Raw genomic sequence first — 16,601 nt, 5'->3', positions numbered from 1 at the left:
CTGATGCCGGATAGCGCTACGTTTATCCGGCCTACAAACAAGCGCATTAACGTAGGCCGGATAAGGCGCGAGACGCCATCCGGCTTTATTCGTTATCTGGAACTTACAATGTTTGGTAACTTAGGTCAGGCTAAAAAATATCTCGGTCAGGCGGCGAAAATGCTGATTGGCATTCCGGATTACGACAACTACGTCACCCATATGCAAACCAACCATCCGGATCAGCCGTACATGACTTATGAAGAATTCTTCCGCGAACGCCAGCAGGCCCGCTACGGCGGCGACGGCAAAGGCGGCGTACGCTGCTGTTAATGGAGGCAATAATGGCACCGATTGCAGTCACCCTACTCACCGGTTTTCTCGGCGCAGGAAAAACCACCCTCCTGCGCCATATCCTGAATGAGCAGCACGGTTTCAAAATCGCCGTGATTGAAAATGAATTTGGCGAAGTCTCCGTTGACGATCAGCTGATCGGCGACCGCGCCACGCAGATCAAAACCCTGACCAACGGCTGCATCTGCTGTACGCGCTCCAACGAACTGGAAGACGCCCTGCTCGATCTCCTCGACAGCCGCGATCGCGGCGAAATCGAGTTTGACCGGCTGGTGATTGAGTGCACCGGCATGGCCGACCCGGGGCCGATTATCCAAACCTTTTTCTCCCATGAGGTGCTTTGCGAGCGCTATCTGCTGGATGGCGTGATCGCCCTGGTGGATGCGGTCCATGCCGACCAGCAGATGGATCAGTTCACCATCGCCCAGTCGCAGGTGGGCTACGCGGACCGCATATTGCTGACCAAAACTGATGTTGCCGGCGATACCGAAAAGCTGCGCGAACGCCTGGCGCGCATCAATGCCCGGGCGCCGATTTATACCGTCATTCATGGCGATATCGATCTAAGCCAGCTGTTTAACACCAGCGGCTTTATGCTGGAAGAGAAGGTCGTTAACAGCACACCGCGTTTCCACTTTATGGCCGAGAAGCAAAACGACGTGTCATCAATCGTGGTTGAGATGGATTACCCGGTGGATATCAGCGAGGTATCACGGGTAATGGAAAACCTGCTGCTCTCCTTCGCCGATCAATTGATGCGCTATAAAGGGATGCTGTGGATCGACGGCGAGCCGAATCGGCTGCTGTTCCAGGGCGTGCAGCGCCTCTACAGCGCCGACTGGGATCGCCCGTGGGGCGATGAAACGCCGCACAGCACGCTGGTGTTTATCGGCATTCAGTTGCCGGAAGAGGAAATTCGCGCGGCGTTTGCCGGGTTACGACGCTAACCTACCCGCCTACCCGCCTGCGCGCTAAGGCGCAGGCCCCCTTCTCTCACCGCACATCGTCAAAGACAGGAACAAAACGTCGTCATCGCGTCGAAAAATGTAAATCAACGTTTTTATAAGTAACAGTAGAAACACTTTTGGAAATAATAAGAAACTAAATGAATAGGATCCTTAATAATTAATGCCCGCCCTGTTCAGTTTCTGTTTAGCTCACCCATTAAACCTCTGCTAAACAGACCAAATTTCATGATTGACCTCGCCGTAACCCAACGTCTTTACAACATTATCAAAACACACCGCTGACAAAACCAGCATAAAAAATCGACGTAAGTCACATTTGCAGAGGTAAACATCGATTGTTAAGGTGCCCTCAGACAAATTTAATGACGAGGAGCAAACCATGAAAAAGCTTAACATCCTTATTGTTGCTGCCCTGACCGCGGTCTCTGGTTCCGCCATGGCAATGGGGTTTACCGTTGAACAAGGTAAGAATTTTACCAACCTGAATATGGAAATGGGTAAATCCTCTTCCGGCCTGTATGCCGAAAGCCACTGGCTGAAGAATACCGATGACGGTAGCCAGACCGGCGGCGTTGGCGCGGGTTACAATCTGGAAGTGGGCCCGGTGATGCTCAACGCTGGCGCGAAAGCTATCTATCTGGGACCGAAAAAAGGCGATAACGGCGTCGCGTTTCCGGTCGGCGGCGGGGTGAACGTGGCCCTGACCGACAGCATCCACGTATTTGGCGAAGGGTATGTCGCGCCCGACGGCCTGAACAACAGCGTGAAAAACTATGTTGAAGCGAACGGCGGCGTGAGCTGGTCCCCGGTTGGTCCATTGACCCTGAAGGTGGGTTACCGTCACGTGAGCGTTGACGGCAAAGAGGGCCGCCCAAACCACACCCTGATTGACGGCGCCTACGTAGGCGGCGGGGTTACCTTCTGATGAAATCACGTCTCGCCGCGCTCTCTGCGCTGAGCCTGGCGTTGCTGCTGACCGGCTGCACTCAGTATACCTGGGTGAAGCCGGGTTTAAGCGATGCCGAGATGCATAAAAAGCTCACCGAATGTGAAGCGCAGGCCCTGGTCGATCTCCCGCCGGATAACGTGGTGACCGGGTCCAGTTCAGAAAAAACGGACAAAAAGCAAAAGAAACAGGATGTTGAAACAAGTTATACGGTAGAAGACGCGAATGAATATCAGCGGGAGACCTTAGTCGACAGCTGTATGTTCAAAAGCGGCTGGGATAAAGTCGAAGTGCAATAAATCTATTATAAAAAAACCTGCCGGATGGCAGGTTTTTTTATGGCCGGCCTAGCGGCGCACCACCACCAGCTTCTGGTTCACGAACTCTTTGATCCCGAGATCGGAGAGCTCCCGGCCATAACCGGAACGCTTCACGCCGCCAAACGGCAGTTCGGGCGCGGTATCGGTCAGCCAGTTGATATAGACCATCCCGGTTTCAATGGCGGATGCCATCCGTTTGGCGCGTTCGATGTCCTGACTGAACACCGCGCCGCCCAGGCCATAGTGAGAATCATTGGCAAGCGCAATCGCCTCCTCATCGTTTTTCACCACGTAGATCTGCGCCACCGGGCCAAAGAACTCTTCGAAGTACGCCGGGTTGTCACGGGTGATACCGGTCAGGATAGTGGGTTCAAAGAAGTTGCCTTCCCGCGCCACCGCTTTGCCGCCCAGATGCAGCGTGGCGCCGTTTTTGACCGCCTCGTCCACCTGCTTGCTCAAGGTTTCCAGCGCATCTTTAGAGGAGAGCGGCCCCAGCGTGGTGCTTTCATCCAGCGGATCGCCTATTTTTACCTGGCGAAACGCCTCGCTAAATTTCGTCAGAAACGACTCAGCGATGTTCTCATGCAGAATAAACCGCTTGGCGGCAGTACACACCTGGCCGGCGTTATTCAGCCGCGCCTGGACGCCGATTTTCACCGCGCGCTCGAGCTCAGCATCATCGAGCACCACAAACACATCGTTGCCGCCGAGTTCCAGGGTCGATTTCTTAATATGCTTCGCCGCCTGCGCCGCCACCACGCTGCCGGCTTTTTCTGACCCGGTCAGCGCCGCCCCCTGCACACGGTCGTCGGCGATAATCTTCGCCACCTGATCCTGAGAGATAAACAGATTGGTCCACGCCCCTTCCGGTGCGCCGGCCTCGCGCACCAGATGAGCAAAGGTCTCCGCGCAGTGCGGCACGATGCTGGCGTGTTTGGCGATAACCGGGTTCCCGGCCGCCAGGTTTGGCGCCAGGACGCGCATCAGCTGGTAATAGGGGAAGTTCCACGGCTCCACCGCCAGTAAGACGCCAATGGGGTGGTGCTCAACCCAGGCTTCACCCAGTTCGGAGGGATACTTCACCGGCGCCAGCATCGATTTGGCGTTATCGGCGTAATAGCGGGCGATTTGCGCGCACAGTTTCACTTCGCCGCGGCTCTGCTTAATGAGTTTCCCCATCTCCTGGCTGGCGATTTTCGCCAGATCTTCCACCCGGCTGTCGATCAGATCCGCCAGCTTATGCAGCACCGCCAGGCGCGGTTCGATATCCCCTTTCGCCCAGGCTGAATGGTAGAGCGCATCCGCCTGCTGCAGCGCCGCCTCCACGTCCGCATCGCTGTGCGCCGGGTACGTTTTAATAAGCTGATTGTTCGCAGGATTCACCGTCTGATAGGCCATATCGCATGTCTCCTTGTTATCGCTATTAAGGCAGTCAAAAATGCCGCTAAGGATATTAAGGGTAGTCGAGATGGCTGGCGATGCGGGTAAAGTTAGGTATATCCGGAATATTCCATAACGATGGCTAACCGGGGCGACCGTCAGGCCGCCCCGGCGTTATCAATGCGCCAGCGCGGCGACCTCATCGGCGGTCAGGCCGGTGATTTTCACCACCGTCTCGCGGGCAATGCCGTCGGCCAGCATCCTCTGGGCAATGCGCAGCGCCTCGGCATGCTGTCCTTCACGTTTGCCTTTTCTGCGCCACACTTCCTGTAATCGTTCGGCGATGGTCATCAATCTCTCCCTGTGCTGAGGAACCCGTTGCGCCACTTCCTGGATAAACCGGCCAAAGCGGCGCGCGTTGCCAGTCTGCAGCAGATAATTAAACAGCGTTTTTATCTGCCTGTCATTAGCGTCACCGCTAAGTAAAATCGTCGTCAGTTGCTCAACAATACCCATTAAATCGCGCTGGCGAATATGCTTCTGTATCAGCTCGAGTAATGCCACGCGCCGGTGACGAACGATCTCATCGTCGGGGATCACCGTGATATCCACCAGCGGAAAGGGCGAGGCATAAAGCTCCCTCGCCAGCGGTGGATCGGCAAAGCAGTCCAGCCAGTTGAGCGACCACGGGTATGGCGTGGTCGCTCCGTGATAGAACAGCATCGGCACCACCAGCGGCAGTCTGGTATGACCGCTATCCAGATGGCGCTGCATCGCGGCGATGGCGTAGCGCATCAGGCGGAAGGCCATCTGCGCATCCGGCGAGCTCTGATGTTCGATAACCACATAAATGTAGCCCTCGCCAGACGCGGTTTTGAGTGACCACAGCACATCGGAGTACCAGGCCCGCAGGCTCTCCTCGATAAAGCTTGCCGACTCCAGCTGTAAGGTATCGAGGTCGCAGCGCTGACGCAGCGCAGGCGGTAGATGGATCGCCAGGAAATCACGGGCGATGTCGGCCTGAGTGAGAAACTGTTTAAACACCGCATCATGCGGCGTCGAGGTGGTGCCCTTTGCCATCGGCTCATCCCTGCCTGCTTATCCTGCAGGGACTCTACCTCCCATGAATGTCGCTGACACCCCGGAAACCGGAGTTTTACGTTCCGCGACGAAAACATATTTCCCCGGACTGCAAGCGCGACATCCTTTTTCGACGCGGTACGCAAATCCCGGCGGGCGACAGCCTCGGCGCAGCATGCTATAAACGATTTATCCCCTCAGCAAAGGTCGATGCGGTGAACCATACCCGAGATATTCCCCAAACCTTCTGGCGAGACGATCGCCTGCCGTGGCTGGAGCTGCGCAGCACCTGGCGCAGCCGTCAGGCCTATAAGCGCCACAGCCACCCGCAGCTCTCGGTGGGGGCGATTATCGACGGTGAAACGCGCTGCCTGTGCAATGGACAGGAATATCTCCTGCAGCCCGGGGATCTGATCGTGATCCCGCCGCACGCGCCGCATAGCTGTAATCCGCTGCGTGACCAGCCGCGCAGCTATCATATGCTGTACCTGGAGGCGGCATGGTGCCATGCGCAGCGTCCGGATATTCCCCCTACCGTCAGCATGGCTTCGTCCCAGCCGCTGCTGCGCGACAGCCCTCTCTTTGCCTGCTTCCAGCAGATTGTCGCCCTGATGAGCCGCGGCCGCATTGAGCAACTGCCAGCCCGGGTGGCGCAGCTCCTGCATGCGCTGCCGCTGTGCGCCGCCGCGCCGCAGGCGCCACATCACGCCAGCGCCCTGCTGTTTCAGCGCCTGGCGACAGATCTGCCGGCGCCGCCATCGCTGGATAAGCTGGCCCACGATAGCGCGCTACGTAAAGAGACCGTTATCCGCGCCGTGAAACAGGATACCGGCCTGACGCCCACCAGTTTGATCAATATGGCGCGCATCGAATATGCGAAAACGCGCTTACGCGCCGGGGACCCTATCGCCGACGTCGGCTATCAGGCCGGCTTTGCCGATCAGAGCCATTTCCATAAAACCTTTGTCAGCTATACCGCTGCCACGCCGCGGCAGTATGCGCACAGCAGATCAATTTCCGACAATAAGTAATTTTCCATCTGGCGTAGGGTGGCCTCAGCACCATTATCGAGGCCACTATGCATACCTTATCGACTCTCTTCCCCGCCGCCTTCCCGGCGTTAGCCCTGTCCCACTTTGTCGCCCTGCTCAGCCCGGGCCCCGATTTTTTTCTGCTGGTCGGTTACGCTGTACGCTACCGGATCCGCGGCAGCCTCGGACTGTGTCTCGGCATCGCCGCCGGCAATGCGCTGTATATTGTTCTGGCCATCGTTGGCTGGGGACTTCTGCGCCATGCGCCGCTGCTGTTTTTACTCATCGAGCTGTTGGGCGCGGGCTACTTACTGTGGATTGGCAGCCTGCTGATTCGCAGCCGTCCCGCGGCGATGGCTGTAGAGAGCGTTTGCGCATCGCGTCCGGGGTTCGGCAAGCAGCTACTGCTGGGGCTGGGGTCATCGCTGCTCAACCCCAAGAATGCGCTGTTTTATCTGGCGCTGATGACTTCCCTGCTGGGGCCGGCGGTCACCCTGCTGCAGCAAACGGTGAGCGGGCTGTGGATGGTCAGCGTGGTGTTCTTCTGGGATTTACTGCTGGTGAGCGCGATTGCGCTGCCGCAGGTGCAGCGCCGCCTGAGCGCTATCGTCTGGCGGGTCGAGCGGGCGGCGGGGGCGATCCTGATGATGTTCGGTCTGTGGATTATCTGGCGATTTTTGCACGACCTCGCCGTCAGGTTATATGCTTAAGTTTATGGAAAAACTCGCTGAACTGAAACGCGCCAAACTGCTGGCGCTGTCGCTGCTGCTGATCGCCGCCGCGCTATTTATCACCACCCTGCTGCTGCCGCCGACGCCGTGGGTCAGCGCACTGAAGGCCATTTCCGAAGCGGCGATGGTCGGAGCGCTGGCCGACTGGTTTGCGGTGGTGGCCCTGTTTCGCCGTATTCCGCTGCCCTTTGTCGCCCGCCATACCGCGATTATCCCGCGCAACAAAGATCGCATCGCCGACAACCTCGGCCGCTTCGTTGAGGAGAAATTCCTCGATACCCCGTCGCTGGTGGCGCTGATCCGCCGCTATCAACCAGCGCTGATGCTCGGCAACTGGTTCAGCCAGCCTGAGAACGCCCGGCGGGTTGGCCAACACCTGCTGCAGGTGATGAGCGGTTTTCTCGAACTGACCGATGACGCCCGCATTCAGCGCCTGCTGCGGCGCGCGGTGCATAAGGCGATCGATAAGGTCGACCTGACGCAGACCAGCGCCATGATGCTGGAGGGGCTGACCCGCGACAACCGCCATCAAAAGCTGCTGGATTCGCTGATAAATCAGCTGATCGCCCTGCTGCAGCGCGACAGCTCCCGCGCTTTTATCGCCCGCGGCATCGTACACTGGCTGGAGACCGAACATCCGCTGAAGGCCAGGCTGTTACCCACCGAGTGGCTCGGCGAGCACAGCGCCGAGATGGTCACCGACGCCGTGAATACCCTGCTGGACGAAGTCACCCACGATCGCACCCACCAGATCCGCCAGACCTTTGACCGCGCGACGCAAAAGCTAATCGATAACCTGAAATCCGACCCGGAACTGGCGCAGAAGGCCGATAACATCAAAGCCTGGTTGAAAAATGATGAGACCTTCAACCGCTATCTTGGCGAAGTGTGGGGAGACCTGCGCGGCTGGGTAAAAAACGATATCAGCAGCGACGACTCGCGTATCAAGCAGCGCATCGCCGAGGCCGGCCAGTGGTTCGGTGAAACCTTACTCCGCGACGACGCGCTGCGCGAATCGCTCAACGAACACCTGGAGCAGGCGGCGCATCGGGTGGCGCCGGAGTTCGCCGCCTTCCTCACTCGACATATCAGCGACACGGTGAAGAGCTGGGACGCCCGCGATATGTCGCGGCAGATCGAGCTCAACATCGGTAAAGATCTGCAGTTCATCCGCATCAACGGCACCCTGGTGGGGGGAACTATCGGTCTGTTGTTGTGGCTGCTCTCGCAGATCCCCTCGCTGCTGCATCTGCATATTGGTTAGCAATGATACTATCTGAACAATAGCGCTGATAAATATTCCACAGGGAGGGCGAGATAATGCACCGGATGACCCACTGGCTAACCCGGCACGCCGCCGCGCTGTTCTTCCCGGCGGCGCTCATTCTGTATGATTTTTCCGCCTATCTCACCACCGACCTGATCCAGCCGGGGATCCTCCACGTGGTGCGGGATTTCAACGCCGATGTGACGCTGGCTCCAGCCTCGGTAAGCCTGTATATGGCCGGCGGCATGGCGCTGCAGTGGCTGCTGGGGCCGCTCTCTGACCGAATCGGACGGCGTCCGGTACTTCTCACCGGCGCGCTCATTTTCACCCTCGCCTGCCTGGCGACGCTGTTCACCACCTCCATGACCCAGTTCCTGATTGCCCGCTTCGTGCAGGGCACCAGCATCTGCTTTATCGCCACCGTCGGCTACGTCACCGTGCAGGAAGCCTTTGAGGAAAAAAGGTCGATCAGGCTGATGGCGGTGATCACCTCCGTCGTGCTGGTGGCGCCGATCGTCGGCCCGCTCTCCGGCGCGGCGCTGATGCATTTTATCCACTGGAAAGCGCTGTTCGGCATTATCGCCGCCATGGGGCTGGTGGCCTGGCTGGGGCTGCTGTTGACCATGCCGGAGACGGTGCGCCGGGGCGAGGTGCCGTTCAGCCCCCTGGGCGTACTGCGCGATTTTCGCAACGTCTTTCGCAACCGCATCTTTTTGCTCGGCGCCGCCACGCTGTCGCTGAGCTATATTCCACTGATGAGCTGGGTGGCGGTATCGCCGGTGATTTTAATGGACGCCGGCGGGCTGACCACCAGCGAGTTCGCCTGGAGCCAGGTGCCGGTCTTCAGCGCCGTCATCATCGCCAACCTGTCGGTGGCGCGCTGGGTAAAAGATCCCACCCGCCCGCGCTTTGTCCTCAGCGCGGTGCCGGTACAGATGCTCGGCCTGGCCATCCTGATCGTTGGGAATCTGGTATGGCCGCACGTCTGGCTGTGGTCGGTGCTCGGCACCTGCTTCTACGCCTTCGGCATCGGGCTAATTTTCCCGACGCTGTTCCGCTTTACCCTCTTTTCCAACGACCTGCCGAAAGGCACGGTCTCCGCCTCGCTGAATATCGTGATCCTCAGCGTCAGCGCCTTATCGATTGAAGGCGCGCGCTGGCTGTGGTTCCATGGCGGGAGACTGCCCTTCCACCTGTTAGCGGTGGCCGCCGGGCTCATCGCCGCCTGCTGCCTCGCCGGACTGTTACGCCACCAGCGTCAGTGTGCGCAAGCGGTCATTGAAGCCCGGCAGTCGTGACCCCTTTTACGGAGAAAGCCCCATCATGAGTGAGATTGAACTCAGCCCGGCGCAGCGTGACCTGCTGCGCGACAGGCTCAGCAAGTACTGCGAAGAGACGTTTAACCTCGAGCTGGAGCAGTTTGACGCTGAATTTTTTGTCGACTTTATCGCCCAGGAGCTGGGGCCACTGTTCTACAACGCCGGTATCGAAGAGGCCATCCGCACTCATCTGGCGTGGAGCGAGCGGATCCAGGAAGAGATGGATTTAAAGAAGGTCTATTAACGCCGCGCGCAGACGCAGGAGATCAATAAAAGCATACAAACAACAGGGTTATAATGGCGACTCTTTCAGCATCTCCCGTGTACGGGGAAGGAAAACCATGTCGCTTATCACCGATCTACCCGCCATTTTTGACCAGTTCTCGGAAGCTCGCCAGAAGGGCTTTCTCACCGTCATGGATCTTAAAGAGCAGAACGTGCCGCTGGTGGGCACCTACTGCACCTTTATGCCCCAGGAGATCGCCATGGCGGCGGGGGCCGTGGTGGTCTCGTTGTGCTCCACCTCCGATGAAACCATCGAGGAAGCGGAAAAAGATCTGCCGCGCAACCTCTGCCCGTTAATCAAAAGCAGCTACGGCTTCGGCAAAACCGATAAATGCCCCTACTTCTATTTCTCTGACCTGGTGGTCGGGGAAACCACCTGCGACGGCAAAAAGAAAATGTACGAGTACATGGCCGAGTTCAAGGCGGTCCACGTGATGCAGCTGCCGAACAGCGCCAGCGACGCAGCCTCCCGCGCCCTGTGGAAAGCAGAGATCCTGCGCCTGCAGCAGGTGATTGAGGCGCGGTTTGGCGCGCCGATTAGCGAGGCGGCGCTGCGCGAGGCTATCGTGCTGAAAAACCGTGAACGCCGGGCGCTGGCCCACTTTTATCGTCTCGGGCAGCTCAATCCGCCGGCGCTCAGCGGCGGCGACATCCTGAAAGTGGTGTACGGCGCCACTTTTCGTTTCGACAAAACCGCCCTGATTGATGAACTGCATGCCATGGCGGAGCGCATCCGTCAGGAGTGGCGGCAGGGTAAACGACTGGCCGCCCGCCCGCGCATTCTGATCACCGGCTGCCCGATCGGCGGCGCGGCGGAGAAAGTGGTTCGCGCCATCGAAGAAAACGGCGGCTGGGTGGTAGGCTATGAAAACTGCACCGGCGCGAAGGCCACCGAGCGCTGCGTGGCGGAAGAGGGCGACGTCTACGACGCCTTAACCGACAAATATCTCGCCATCGGCTGCTCCTGTATTTCCCCTAACCATCAGCGCCTGCAGCTGCTGAGCCAGATGGTGGAGGAGTACCAGGCCGACGGGGTGATCGACGTCATTCTGCAGGCCTGCCATACCTATGCCGTGGAATCGCTGGCCATTAAACGCCATCTCCGCCAGCAGCACGACCTTCCTTATATGGCGATAGAAACCGACTATTCGACAGCGGACCTCGGACAGCTCAGCACCCGCGTCGCCGCCTTTATCGAAATGCTGTAAGGAGCACGCGTGATCTACACGGTTGGTATTGATTCCGGCTCCACTGCCACGAAAGGCATCCTGCTCGCGGACGGGGTGGTTACGCGTCGTTTCCTCTGCCCGACCCCCTTTCGCCCCGCCGACGCCATCCATGAGGCCTGGGAGACGCTGCGCGCTGGCCTCGTGGAAACGCCCTTTTTAACCCTCACCGGCTATGGTCGCCAGCTGGTGGATTTCGCCGATAAACAGGTGACGGAGATTTCCTGTCATGGTCTCGGCGCCCGTCTGCTGGCGCCGGACACCCGCACGGTGATTGATATCGGCGGCCAGGACAGCAAGGTTATCCAGCTGGATGCCGGGGGCAACCTCAGCGACTTTCTGATGAATGACAAATGCGCCGCCGGCACCGGCCGCTTTCTGGAGGTCATTTCACGCACCCTCGGCGCCAGCGTCGAACAGCTGGACGCCATTACCGACGGCGTGGAACCGCATGCCATCACCAGCATGTGTACGGTATTCGCCGAATCGGAAGTCATCAGCCTGCGGTCGGCGGGGGTCGCGCCGGAGGCGATTCTGGCGGGGGTGATTAACGCCATGGCCCGGCGCAGCGCGAACTTTATCGGCCGCTTATCAGCGCAGGGGCCGCTGCTGTTTACCGGCGGCGTCAGCCACTGCGCCGCCTTTGCCCGCATGCTGGAAAGCCATGTCGGCATGGCGGTGACAACCCATCCCGACGCCCAGTTCGCCGGGGCGATCGGCGCGGCGCTGATCGGCCAGCGCCAGCGGAGGCGCGGATGACAACGTTTCTGTTTTTATTTCATTCCACGGTGGGAGTGGTGGGAACGCGCAAAGCCCTGCAGGCGGCGGGAATGACCTTCGAGGTCAAAGATATTCCCCGCCAGCTGCGCAGCGGCTGCGGGCTGTGCATCCTGCTTGAGGGGACGGAAGCCGACGCGCGAGCCTGGATCGTCCCGGAACAGACGGCGGCGTTGTATCAGCAGGACGGGGAAGCGTGGCGCTGTCTCGCCACCTTCCCACCGGCAGGTTAATCGCTTACCACAAAGCGCGTCGCCGCAAAGCAGTTCAGCAGACGGTGCATAAGAAAAACCAGGGTCAGCGTGACCACCAGCGAGACCGTCACCGAGGTGATGCGGTACAGATCGCTGAACACCAGATCCTGATAGGGATGCAGGTTCTGGCCAAACATAATGCCGATGGTGGTAATGCTAGCGAAGCCCACCCCGGCGCCCACTTTCTCCATCACGTGCAGGCGGGCGCTAAAGGCCAGCCCGAGGCCAATCAGCGGCATCATCAGGATCATGTGATTGCTGAAGTCATAGATAATCAGCTGCACCACCAGAATATAGAGACAGGCCAGCACCACCCCCGCCACGCGCCAGATCGAGCTGATCACCGCCCCGCGATAGTGCATCGGGAACAGGATCAGGATCCCGGCCATCAGCGCCGACAGCGAGTCGCTGAGATCGCAGATCTGAAACACCACGAAGATGATCGTCGCCACCGTGCCGGAGAGCAGCGACTCGTGGCGGATGCGGGCGGCGTCTTTTTCAATGCGCGGCGGCGGCTTGCGCGGTTCGACGTCCGGGATCAGGTAATGCAGCAGCGCGCTCAGCGCCACCGCCAGCACGCACGCTTCCATGTTGGAGAACATCAGGGTGTGCCAGTTGCTGGTCGGGTAGCTCATAAAGTTGAGCATCGTGCTCTGACACACCACCCCCATCGACCCCAGCAGAAACAGCGGCCCCTGGCTCATAAAGCGAAAACGCATCACGTACAGGGCGAACACCACCAGCGTCATGATCACCGGCCATTGCGACAGATAACCGACAATCAGCACCATTTCAACGCAGTTCACCGCCGCGCTGAACACAAACTGGCGGGCGACGTGGCGGTTGAACACCGGCACCAGCGACATCAGCATCAGCGGATACACCACAAAAAATACGCCGTACTGCACGTCGTAGAAGGTGGAGATGCTGAGCGCAATGGTCCCGGCCACGGCGATACGCACCGTCTGGCGAAAATCATTCGCCGTGTAGACGATATTGCCGTGCGGGGTAAAGACGTGCGCCAGGGTATTAATAGACATAGTGCAACCAGCTCACCAGATGGATCTGCAGGCCGGCGAAGGTACGGGCGAAAGGTCCCTCGCTATTGTACAGCTGCACCGTGGCGCGGGCGCCGGTCGGCAGCGGTTTCGCCAGCGGCTGATCCAGCGCGACGTGAATGCGCATTCGCTGGGCATCACGCACCCAGCGTGTGGACTGTTCCGGCTGCGACAGCTGCCCGTTAACCGCCTCCTGCCCCGCCAGAATCCCGGCATCGCTGCTGGTCACGTGCGCCGGGAAAACTTCCCCCGGCAGGGCGTCAAAAACCACCGCCGCATCGGTGTTTACCGCGGTGTGGCGCAGGCTCTTCTCACGGAAGTCAGCGACGATATCGGTATTGTTGTTGACCAGCGCCAGCACGGCTGTCGCCGCGGTGGCGTAGATCCCCGGGTTAAGCTGCAGGTTGCTAACCATGCCGTCAGTTTCCGCACGCACTTTGGTCCAGGCCAGGTTCAGCTGCGCCTCCTCCAGCGCGTTGCGGTATTTCTGCAGGGTGACGTTGCGCTTATCGTCGCGCTCGCCGCGCTGGATCAGCAGGTTCTGGATCTGCGCGTTCAGCGCCGAGACCGACTGCTCGCTGGTCTGCCAGGTGGTCCGCACTTTGTCGAGATCGGACTGCGAGACGTTCTGCATGGTGCTCAGGCGCTGATAGCGATCGAGCGTGACCTTATCGTTACGGGCGGTGTACTGCGCGGTGCGCAGGTTGGCGCGGGCGGCGGCGATTTGCGCGTCCAGCTGCTGGTTGCTCAGCTTCGCCTGTTCAAGGGCGATCTGTGCCGCTTCAACTTTATTAATGAACGGCGTCGGGTCGAGCTCATACAGCAGGTCGCCCTTTTTCACCTGGCTATTGTTATGCACGTAGACGTGCGAGACATAGCCGGAGACCCGCGACGAAACCGGGGTCACCACGCGCATGACGGTGGAGTCCGGCGTCAGCGGGATCCAGATATCGGCAACGATAAACCAGGCGAATATTCCCAGAAAAGCGGCAATACTCACCCGTACCCAGCGGGCAAATTTTTGTTCAGGCGTCATCATAGTGTGTTAGATCTTGTTATCTTCTTCGCGGATATTCCGCAAACGGCAGGCGATTTGATTTAACGTGGCGCTGAAGGTGACGAGGTCGGCCTCCGGGATGGTCTGGGTTACGCGCTCCTGATAGGTCTCGATCACGCGGCTCAGTTTTTCCAGAATAGCCCGCCCCTCGGCGGTCAGCGTCAGCAGGCGAATGCGTTTGTCATATGGCGATGTGGAACGCAACAGATAGCCCTGCTTTTCCAGTAATGAGAGGGTGCGCGTCAGCGGCGGCAGTTCAATCCCCTGCACCTCCGCCAGTTCGCTGACCGAGACGTTGTCCCCCAACTGATGCAGCTGCATCAGCACCGTCCAGCTGGACTGGGTGAGTCCCGTATCGGTGATAGCGGAGTCAATAATCGCGCGCCACTGGCGCACCACCATGGCCATCCGCATCCCCAGCGGGCGGCGGGCAAACAGTTCGTCTTCAGTCACAGCTTTTCCTCTCATTGTTGAGAAGAAAATAATACTTATCAGGGTAAGTATCAAGAAACGGAAGGTCACGTCGCATCAATTGATAAATTTCGTGAATGATTCCCCGGCATCGCCAGCGCTTACCGGGGCAAAGAAGAAGTGATGCCTGAAAAAAAAGCACTTTTTAATTGATCTGATCCCGACGCAGGCCGATATCTTTCAGCTGTTCGTCGCTCATTTTCTGCAAAGCTCTGCGCGTTTGCTCCTGAAGCCACCATTTTTTGACAAACCGTGCCAGCAATACGAAACCGATAAATGGCTGTCTTGCCCTGTTCTCATGAAATTCCATCCTCTACCTCCTCACCTTGCCAGAGACTTTATCTTCACGGATTTGGGGGGAAGGAATACAGATTCACAAAACACTTTTCTTTAACATACAGATTGGCTAAAACGTACAGCAGACCGCAATTTTTCCTGCCATCTGTACTGGTTATTCCATCTGTATGGCGACAATTAAGGATACAGCATGACCCGCTATCAACATCTTGCGACGCTGCTGGCCGAACGCATTGAACAGGGCCTGTATCGCCACGGCGAAAAGCTGCCGTCGGTGCGCAGCCTGAGCCAGGAGCACGGCGTCAGCATCAGCACCGTCCAGCAGGCCTATCAGCTGCTTGAGCAGCAGCAGATGATTGTGCCGCAGCCGCGATCGGGCTATTTCGTCGCCCCCCGCAAGGCCCAGCCGCCGGTGCCGCCGATGTCGCGTCCGGTGCAGCGTCCGGTGGAGATCACCCAGTGGGATCAGGTGCTGACCATGCTCGACGCCCGCTACGATAAAACGATCATCCCCTTCGGCGGCGGCTCGCCGGACGTGACGCAGCCAAGCCTGAAGCCCATCTGGCGCGAACTGAGCCGGGCGATCCAGCACAACCTCACTGAGGTGTTGAACTATGACGAATTGGCCGGGCGCCGCGAGCTGCGGGAGCAGATCGCCCGCCTGATGCTCGACGGCGGATCGGTGGTGACTGCCGACGATCTGGTGCTCACCAGCGGTTGCCACAGCGCGCTGTCGCTGGCCCTGCTGTCGGTGTGCCAGCCAGGGGACATCATCGCCGTGGAATCCCCCTGCTACTACGGCACCATGCAGATGCTGCGCGGACTGGGATTAAAAACGATTGAGATCCCCACCGATCCGGAAACCGGGATCAGCATCGAGGCCCTGGAGTTGGCGCTGGATCAGTGGCCGATCAAAGGGGTGATCCTGGTGCCGAACTGCAACAACCCGCTGGGGTTTATCATGCCGGACGCCCGCAAGCGCGCGGTGCTGAACCTGGCCCAGCGCCACGATATCGTTATTTTCGAGGATGATATCTACGGCGAGCTGGCTACCGAATATCCGCGCCCGCGCACGATTCACTCCTGGGATATCGACGGCCGGGTGATGCTCTGCAGCTCCTTTACCAAAACCATCGCCCCCGGCCTGCGCATCGGTTGGATAGCGCCCGGGCGCTACTACGACAAGCTGCTACAGATGAAGTACGCCGCCAGCGGCACTAACGTCCCTTCAACACAGCTGGCGGCCTTTAACTTTATTCGCGAAGGCCATTATCACCGCCACGTGCGGCGGATGCGGCAGATCTATCAGCGCAATATCGAGATCTACACCTGCTGGCTGCGGGAGTTTTTCCCCTGCGGGATCTGCGTCACCCGGCCGAAGGGCGGTTTTATGCTGTGGGTGGAGCTCCCGGAGCAGGTGGATATGGTCTGCGTCGCCAAACAGCTGTGCCGGCTGAAGATCCAGGTCGCGCCGGGGTCGCTGTTTTCCGCGGCGGGCAAGTATCGCAACTGCGTCAGGATCAACTGCGCCCTGCCGCCGACCGAGAAACATAAAGCGGTGATGGTGAAGCTGGGAGAAGCGGTGAAGGTGGCGATGGAGTGAAGCTGCGGCATTCCCACAATCTGCGAGCCGGTAACCCGGAAAAGGCGCGGTAAGCGCGCCTCCGGGCAAGATATACGCTCTTTAAACATTCTAAAATCACTCTTACAAATACGAAAAACAAAACAATTCATATAAACAATATTTCATTATTATTGAATAACAATTTTTGTGGTGCAAAACCATAAATACCAATATATA

The 16,601-nt window shown here is 58.7% G+C and carries 19 protein-coding genes; 13 read left to right on the top strand and 6 right to left on the bottom strand.

What is annotated here, in order from left to right:
• Positions 1-108 precede the first annotated feature (108 nt).
• From GQR96_RS03015 to GQR96_RS03000, 4 genes are all read left to right on the top strand, one after another.
• Positions 109-312 carry a YbdD/YjiX family protein gene (locus GQR96_RS03015; RefSeq protein ID WP_002887451.1) on the top strand — a complete coding sequence of 68 codons (204 nt, stop codon included), beginning with the start codon at positions 109-111 and terminating at the stop codon, positions 310-312.
• 11 nt (positions 313-323) lie between these two features.
• Positions 324-1,280 carry a GTPase gene (gene yjiA, locus GQR96_RS03010; protein ID WP_017899128.1) on the top strand — a complete coding sequence of 319 codons (957 nt, stop codon included), beginning with the start codon at positions 324-326 and terminating at the stop codon, positions 1,278-1,280.
• Positions 1,281-1,680: 400 nt separating this feature from the next.
• The gene (locus tag GQR96_RS03005) at positions 1,681-2,226 is read left to right on the top strand and encodes a YfaZ family outer membrane protein (protein WP_004204167.1); all 546 of its coding nucleotides are present in this window, start codon (positions 1,681-1,683) and stop codon (positions 2,224-2,226) included.
• On the top strand, positions 2,226-2,546 hold the full coding sequence (locus tag GQR96_RS03000) for a hypothetical protein (protein ID WP_004204165.1): 321 nt from the start codon (positions 2,226-2,228) through the stop codon (positions 2,544-2,546). The genes GQR96_RS03005 and GQR96_RS03000 overlap by 1 nt, the downstream gene beginning before the upstream one ends.
• 48 nt (positions 2,547-2,594) lie before the next feature.
• On the opposite strand, the gene GQR96_RS02995 is transcribed toward GQR96_RS03000, so the two are convergent.
• Complete coding sequence (locus GQR96_RS02995; RefSeq protein ID WP_032455494.1) at positions 2,595-3,965, bottom strand: NAD-dependent succinate-semialdehyde dehydrogenase; 1,371 nt, start codon at positions 3,963-3,965, stop codon at positions 2,595-2,597.
• Between the two features lie 159 nt (positions 3,966-4,124).
• Positions 4,125-5,027, bottom strand: a complete 903-nt coding sequence (locus GQR96_RS02990) for an Rpn family recombination-promoting nuclease/putative transposase (protein WP_017899130.1) — start codon at positions 5,025-5,027, stop codon at positions 4,125-4,127.
• Between the two features lie 215 nt (positions 5,028-5,242).
• On the opposite strand from GQR96_RS02990, the gene GQR96_RS02985 reads away from it, so the two are divergent.
• The 8 genes from GQR96_RS02985 to GQR96_RS02950 all read left to right on the top strand — a co-directional run bounded on the left by GQR96_RS02985 (position 5,243) and on the right by GQR96_RS02950 (position 11,896).
• Positions 5,243-6,058, top strand: coding sequence for an AraC family transcriptional regulator (locus tag GQR96_RS02985; protein WP_065903224.1), 816 nt, complete (start codon positions 5,243-5,245; stop codon positions 6,056-6,058).
• Positions 6,059-6,105: 47 nt separating this feature from the next.
• Complete coding sequence (locus GQR96_RS02980) at positions 6,106-6,768, top strand: LysE family translocator (protein WP_023319662.1); 663 nt, start codon at positions 6,106-6,108, stop codon at positions 6,766-6,768.
• On the top strand, positions 6,761-8,053 hold the full coding sequence (locus tag GQR96_RS02975; RefSeq protein ID WP_023319661.1) for a DUF445 domain-containing protein: 1,293 nt from the start codon (positions 6,761-6,763) through the stop codon (positions 8,051-8,053). Before GQR96_RS02980 ends, GQR96_RS02975 begins: the two co-directional genes overlap by 8 nt.
• 53 nt (positions 8,054-8,106) lie before the next feature.
• Positions 8,107-9,354: a multidrug efflux MFS transporter MdtM gene (mdtM, locus tag GQR96_RS02970; RefSeq protein WP_065903178.1), complete on the top strand. Its 1,248-nt coding sequence runs from the start codon at positions 8,107-8,109 to the stop codon at positions 9,352-9,354.
• 25 nt (positions 9,355-9,379) lie between these two features.
• Positions 9,380-9,619 (top strand): DUF2164 domain-containing protein, encoded by a 240-nt coding sequence (locus GQR96_RS02965; RefSeq protein WP_004204157.1) that lies wholly within the window; start codon positions 9,380-9,382, stop codon positions 9,617-9,619.
• A gap of 97 nt (positions 9,620-9,716) precedes the next feature.
• On the top strand, positions 9,717-10,868 hold the full coding sequence (locus GQR96_RS02960) for a double-cubane-cluster-containing anaerobic reductase (protein WP_065903175.1): 1,152 nt from the start codon (positions 9,717-9,719) through the stop codon (positions 10,866-10,868).
• A gap of 9 nt (positions 10,869-10,877) precedes the next feature.
• On the top strand, positions 10,878-11,645 hold the full coding sequence (gene yjiL, locus GQR96_RS02955; protein WP_065903173.1) for a putative 2-hydroxyacyl-CoA dehydratase activator YjiL: 768 nt from the start codon (positions 10,878-10,880) through the stop codon (positions 11,643-11,645).
• A complete protein-coding gene (locus GQR96_RS02950; protein WP_065903171.1) occupies positions 11,642-11,896 on the top strand; it encodes a putative Se/S carrier protein in 255 nt (84 codons plus the stop codon). The genes yjiL and GQR96_RS02950 overlap by 4 nt, the downstream gene beginning before the upstream one ends.
• On the opposite strand, the gene GQR96_RS02945 is transcribed toward GQR96_RS02950, so the two are convergent.
• The 4 genes from GQR96_RS02945 to GQR96_RS02930 all read right to left on the bottom strand — a co-directional run bounded on the left by GQR96_RS02945 (position 11,893) and on the right by GQR96_RS02930 (position 14,813).
• Positions 11,893-12,957, bottom strand: a complete 1,065-nt coding sequence (locus tag GQR96_RS02945; RefSeq protein ID WP_004204153.1) for a DUF2955 domain-containing protein — start codon at positions 12,955-12,957, stop codon at positions 11,893-11,895. The genes GQR96_RS02950 and GQR96_RS02945 overlap by 4 nt on opposite strands.
• The gene (locus tag GQR96_RS02940; protein WP_004204152.1) at positions 12,947-14,014 is read right to left on the bottom strand and encodes an HlyD family secretion protein; all 1,068 of its coding nucleotides are present in this window, start codon (positions 14,012-14,014) and stop codon (positions 12,947-12,949) included. Before GQR96_RS02940 ends, GQR96_RS02945 begins: the two co-directional genes overlap by 11 nt.
• A 6-nt stretch (positions 14,015-14,020) precedes the next feature.
• Positions 14,021-14,485 carry a MarR family winged helix-turn-helix transcriptional regulator gene (locus tag GQR96_RS02935; protein WP_004204151.1) on the bottom strand — a complete coding sequence of 155 codons (465 nt, stop codon included), beginning with the start codon at positions 14,483-14,485 and terminating at the stop codon, positions 14,021-14,023.
• Positions 14,486-14,648: 163 nt separating this feature from the next.
• Positions 14,649-14,813, bottom strand: a complete 165-nt coding sequence (locus tag GQR96_RS02930) for a DUF1127 domain-containing protein (protein WP_004204150.1) — start codon at positions 14,811-14,813, stop codon at positions 14,649-14,651.
• Between the two features lie 177 nt (positions 14,814-14,990).
• On the opposite strand from GQR96_RS02930, the gene GQR96_RS02925 reads away from it, so the two are divergent.
• On the top strand, positions 14,991-16,403 hold the full coding sequence (locus GQR96_RS02925; protein WP_004204148.1) for an aminotransferase-like domain-containing protein: 1,413 nt from the start codon (positions 14,991-14,993) through the stop codon (positions 16,401-16,403).
• Positions 16,404-16,601: the final 198 nt, after the last annotated feature.

The sequence above is a fragment of the Klebsiella sp. PCX genome (assembly GCF_021869705.1).
Classification (GTDB): Bacteria; Pseudomonadota; Gammaproteobacteria; order Enterobacterales; family Enterobacteriaceae; genus Klebsiella; species Klebsiella quasipneumoniae.
The sequence above is the reverse complement of the archived record's forward strand: the minus strand, read 5'-3'. Positions and strand labels throughout refer to the sequence as shown.

What these genes read in the sequence shown, in the direction of transcription:
- GQR96_RS02945 (WP_004204153.1), bottom strand. Translation starts at nt 12,957, where the DNA reads ATGTCTATTAATACCCTGGCGCACGTCTTTACCCCGCACGGCAATATC.
- GQR96_RS03005 (WP_004204167.1), top strand. Translation starts at nt 1,681, where the DNA reads ATGAAAAAGCTTAACATCCTTATTGTTGCTGCCCTGACCGCGGTCTCT.
- GQR96_RS02995 (WP_032455494.1), bottom strand. Translation starts at nt 3,965, where the DNA reads ATGGCCTATCAGACGGTGAATCCTGCGAACAATCAGCTTATTAAAACG.
- GQR96_RS02925 (WP_004204148.1), top strand. Translation starts at nt 14,991, where the DNA reads ATGACCCGCTATCAACATCTTGCGACGCTGCTGGCCGAACGCATTGAA.
- yjiA (WP_017899128.1), top strand. Translation starts at nt 324, where the DNA reads ATGGCACCGATTGCAGTCACCCTACTCACCGGTTTTCTCGGCGCAGGA.
- GQR96_RS02965 (WP_004204157.1), top strand. Translation starts at nt 9,380, where the DNA reads ATGAGTGAGATTGAACTCAGCCCGGCGCAGCGTGACCTGCTGCGCGAC.
- GQR96_RS02975 (WP_023319661.1), top strand. Translation starts at nt 6,761, where the DNA reads ATGCTTAAGTTTATGGAAAAACTCGCTGAACTGAAACGCGCCAAACTG.
- GQR96_RS03015 (WP_002887451.1), top strand. Translation starts at nt 109, where the DNA reads ATGTTTGGTAACTTAGGTCAGGCTAAAAAATATCTCGGTCAGGCGGCG.
- GQR96_RS02940 (WP_004204152.1), bottom strand. Translation starts at nt 14,014, where the DNA reads ATGATGACGCCTGAACAAAAATTTGCCCGCTGGGTACGGGTGAGTATT.
- GQR96_RS02930 (WP_004204150.1), bottom strand. Translation starts at nt 14,813, where the DNA reads ATGGAATTTCATGAGAACAGGGCAAGACAGCCATTTATCGGTTTCGTA.
- GQR96_RS03000 (WP_004204165.1), top strand. Translation starts at nt 2,226, where the DNA reads ATGAAATCACGTCTCGCCGCGCTCTCTGCGCTGAGCCTGGCGTTGCTG.
- GQR96_RS02960 (WP_065903175.1), top strand. Translation starts at nt 9,717, where the DNA reads ATGTCGCTTATCACCGATCTACCCGCCATTTTTGACCAGTTCTCGGAA.
- GQR96_RS02980 (WP_023319662.1), top strand. Translation starts at nt 6,106, where the DNA reads ATGCATACCTTATCGACTCTCTTCCCCGCCGCCTTCCCGGCGTTAGCC.
- GQR96_RS02950 (WP_065903171.1), top strand. Translation starts at nt 11,642, where the DNA reads ATGACAACGTTTCTGTTTTTATTTCATTCCACGGTGGGAGTGGTGGGA.
- GQR96_RS02990 (WP_017899130.1), bottom strand. Translation starts at nt 5,027, where the DNA reads ATGGCAAAGGGCACCACCTCGACGCCGCATGATGCGGTGTTTAAACAG.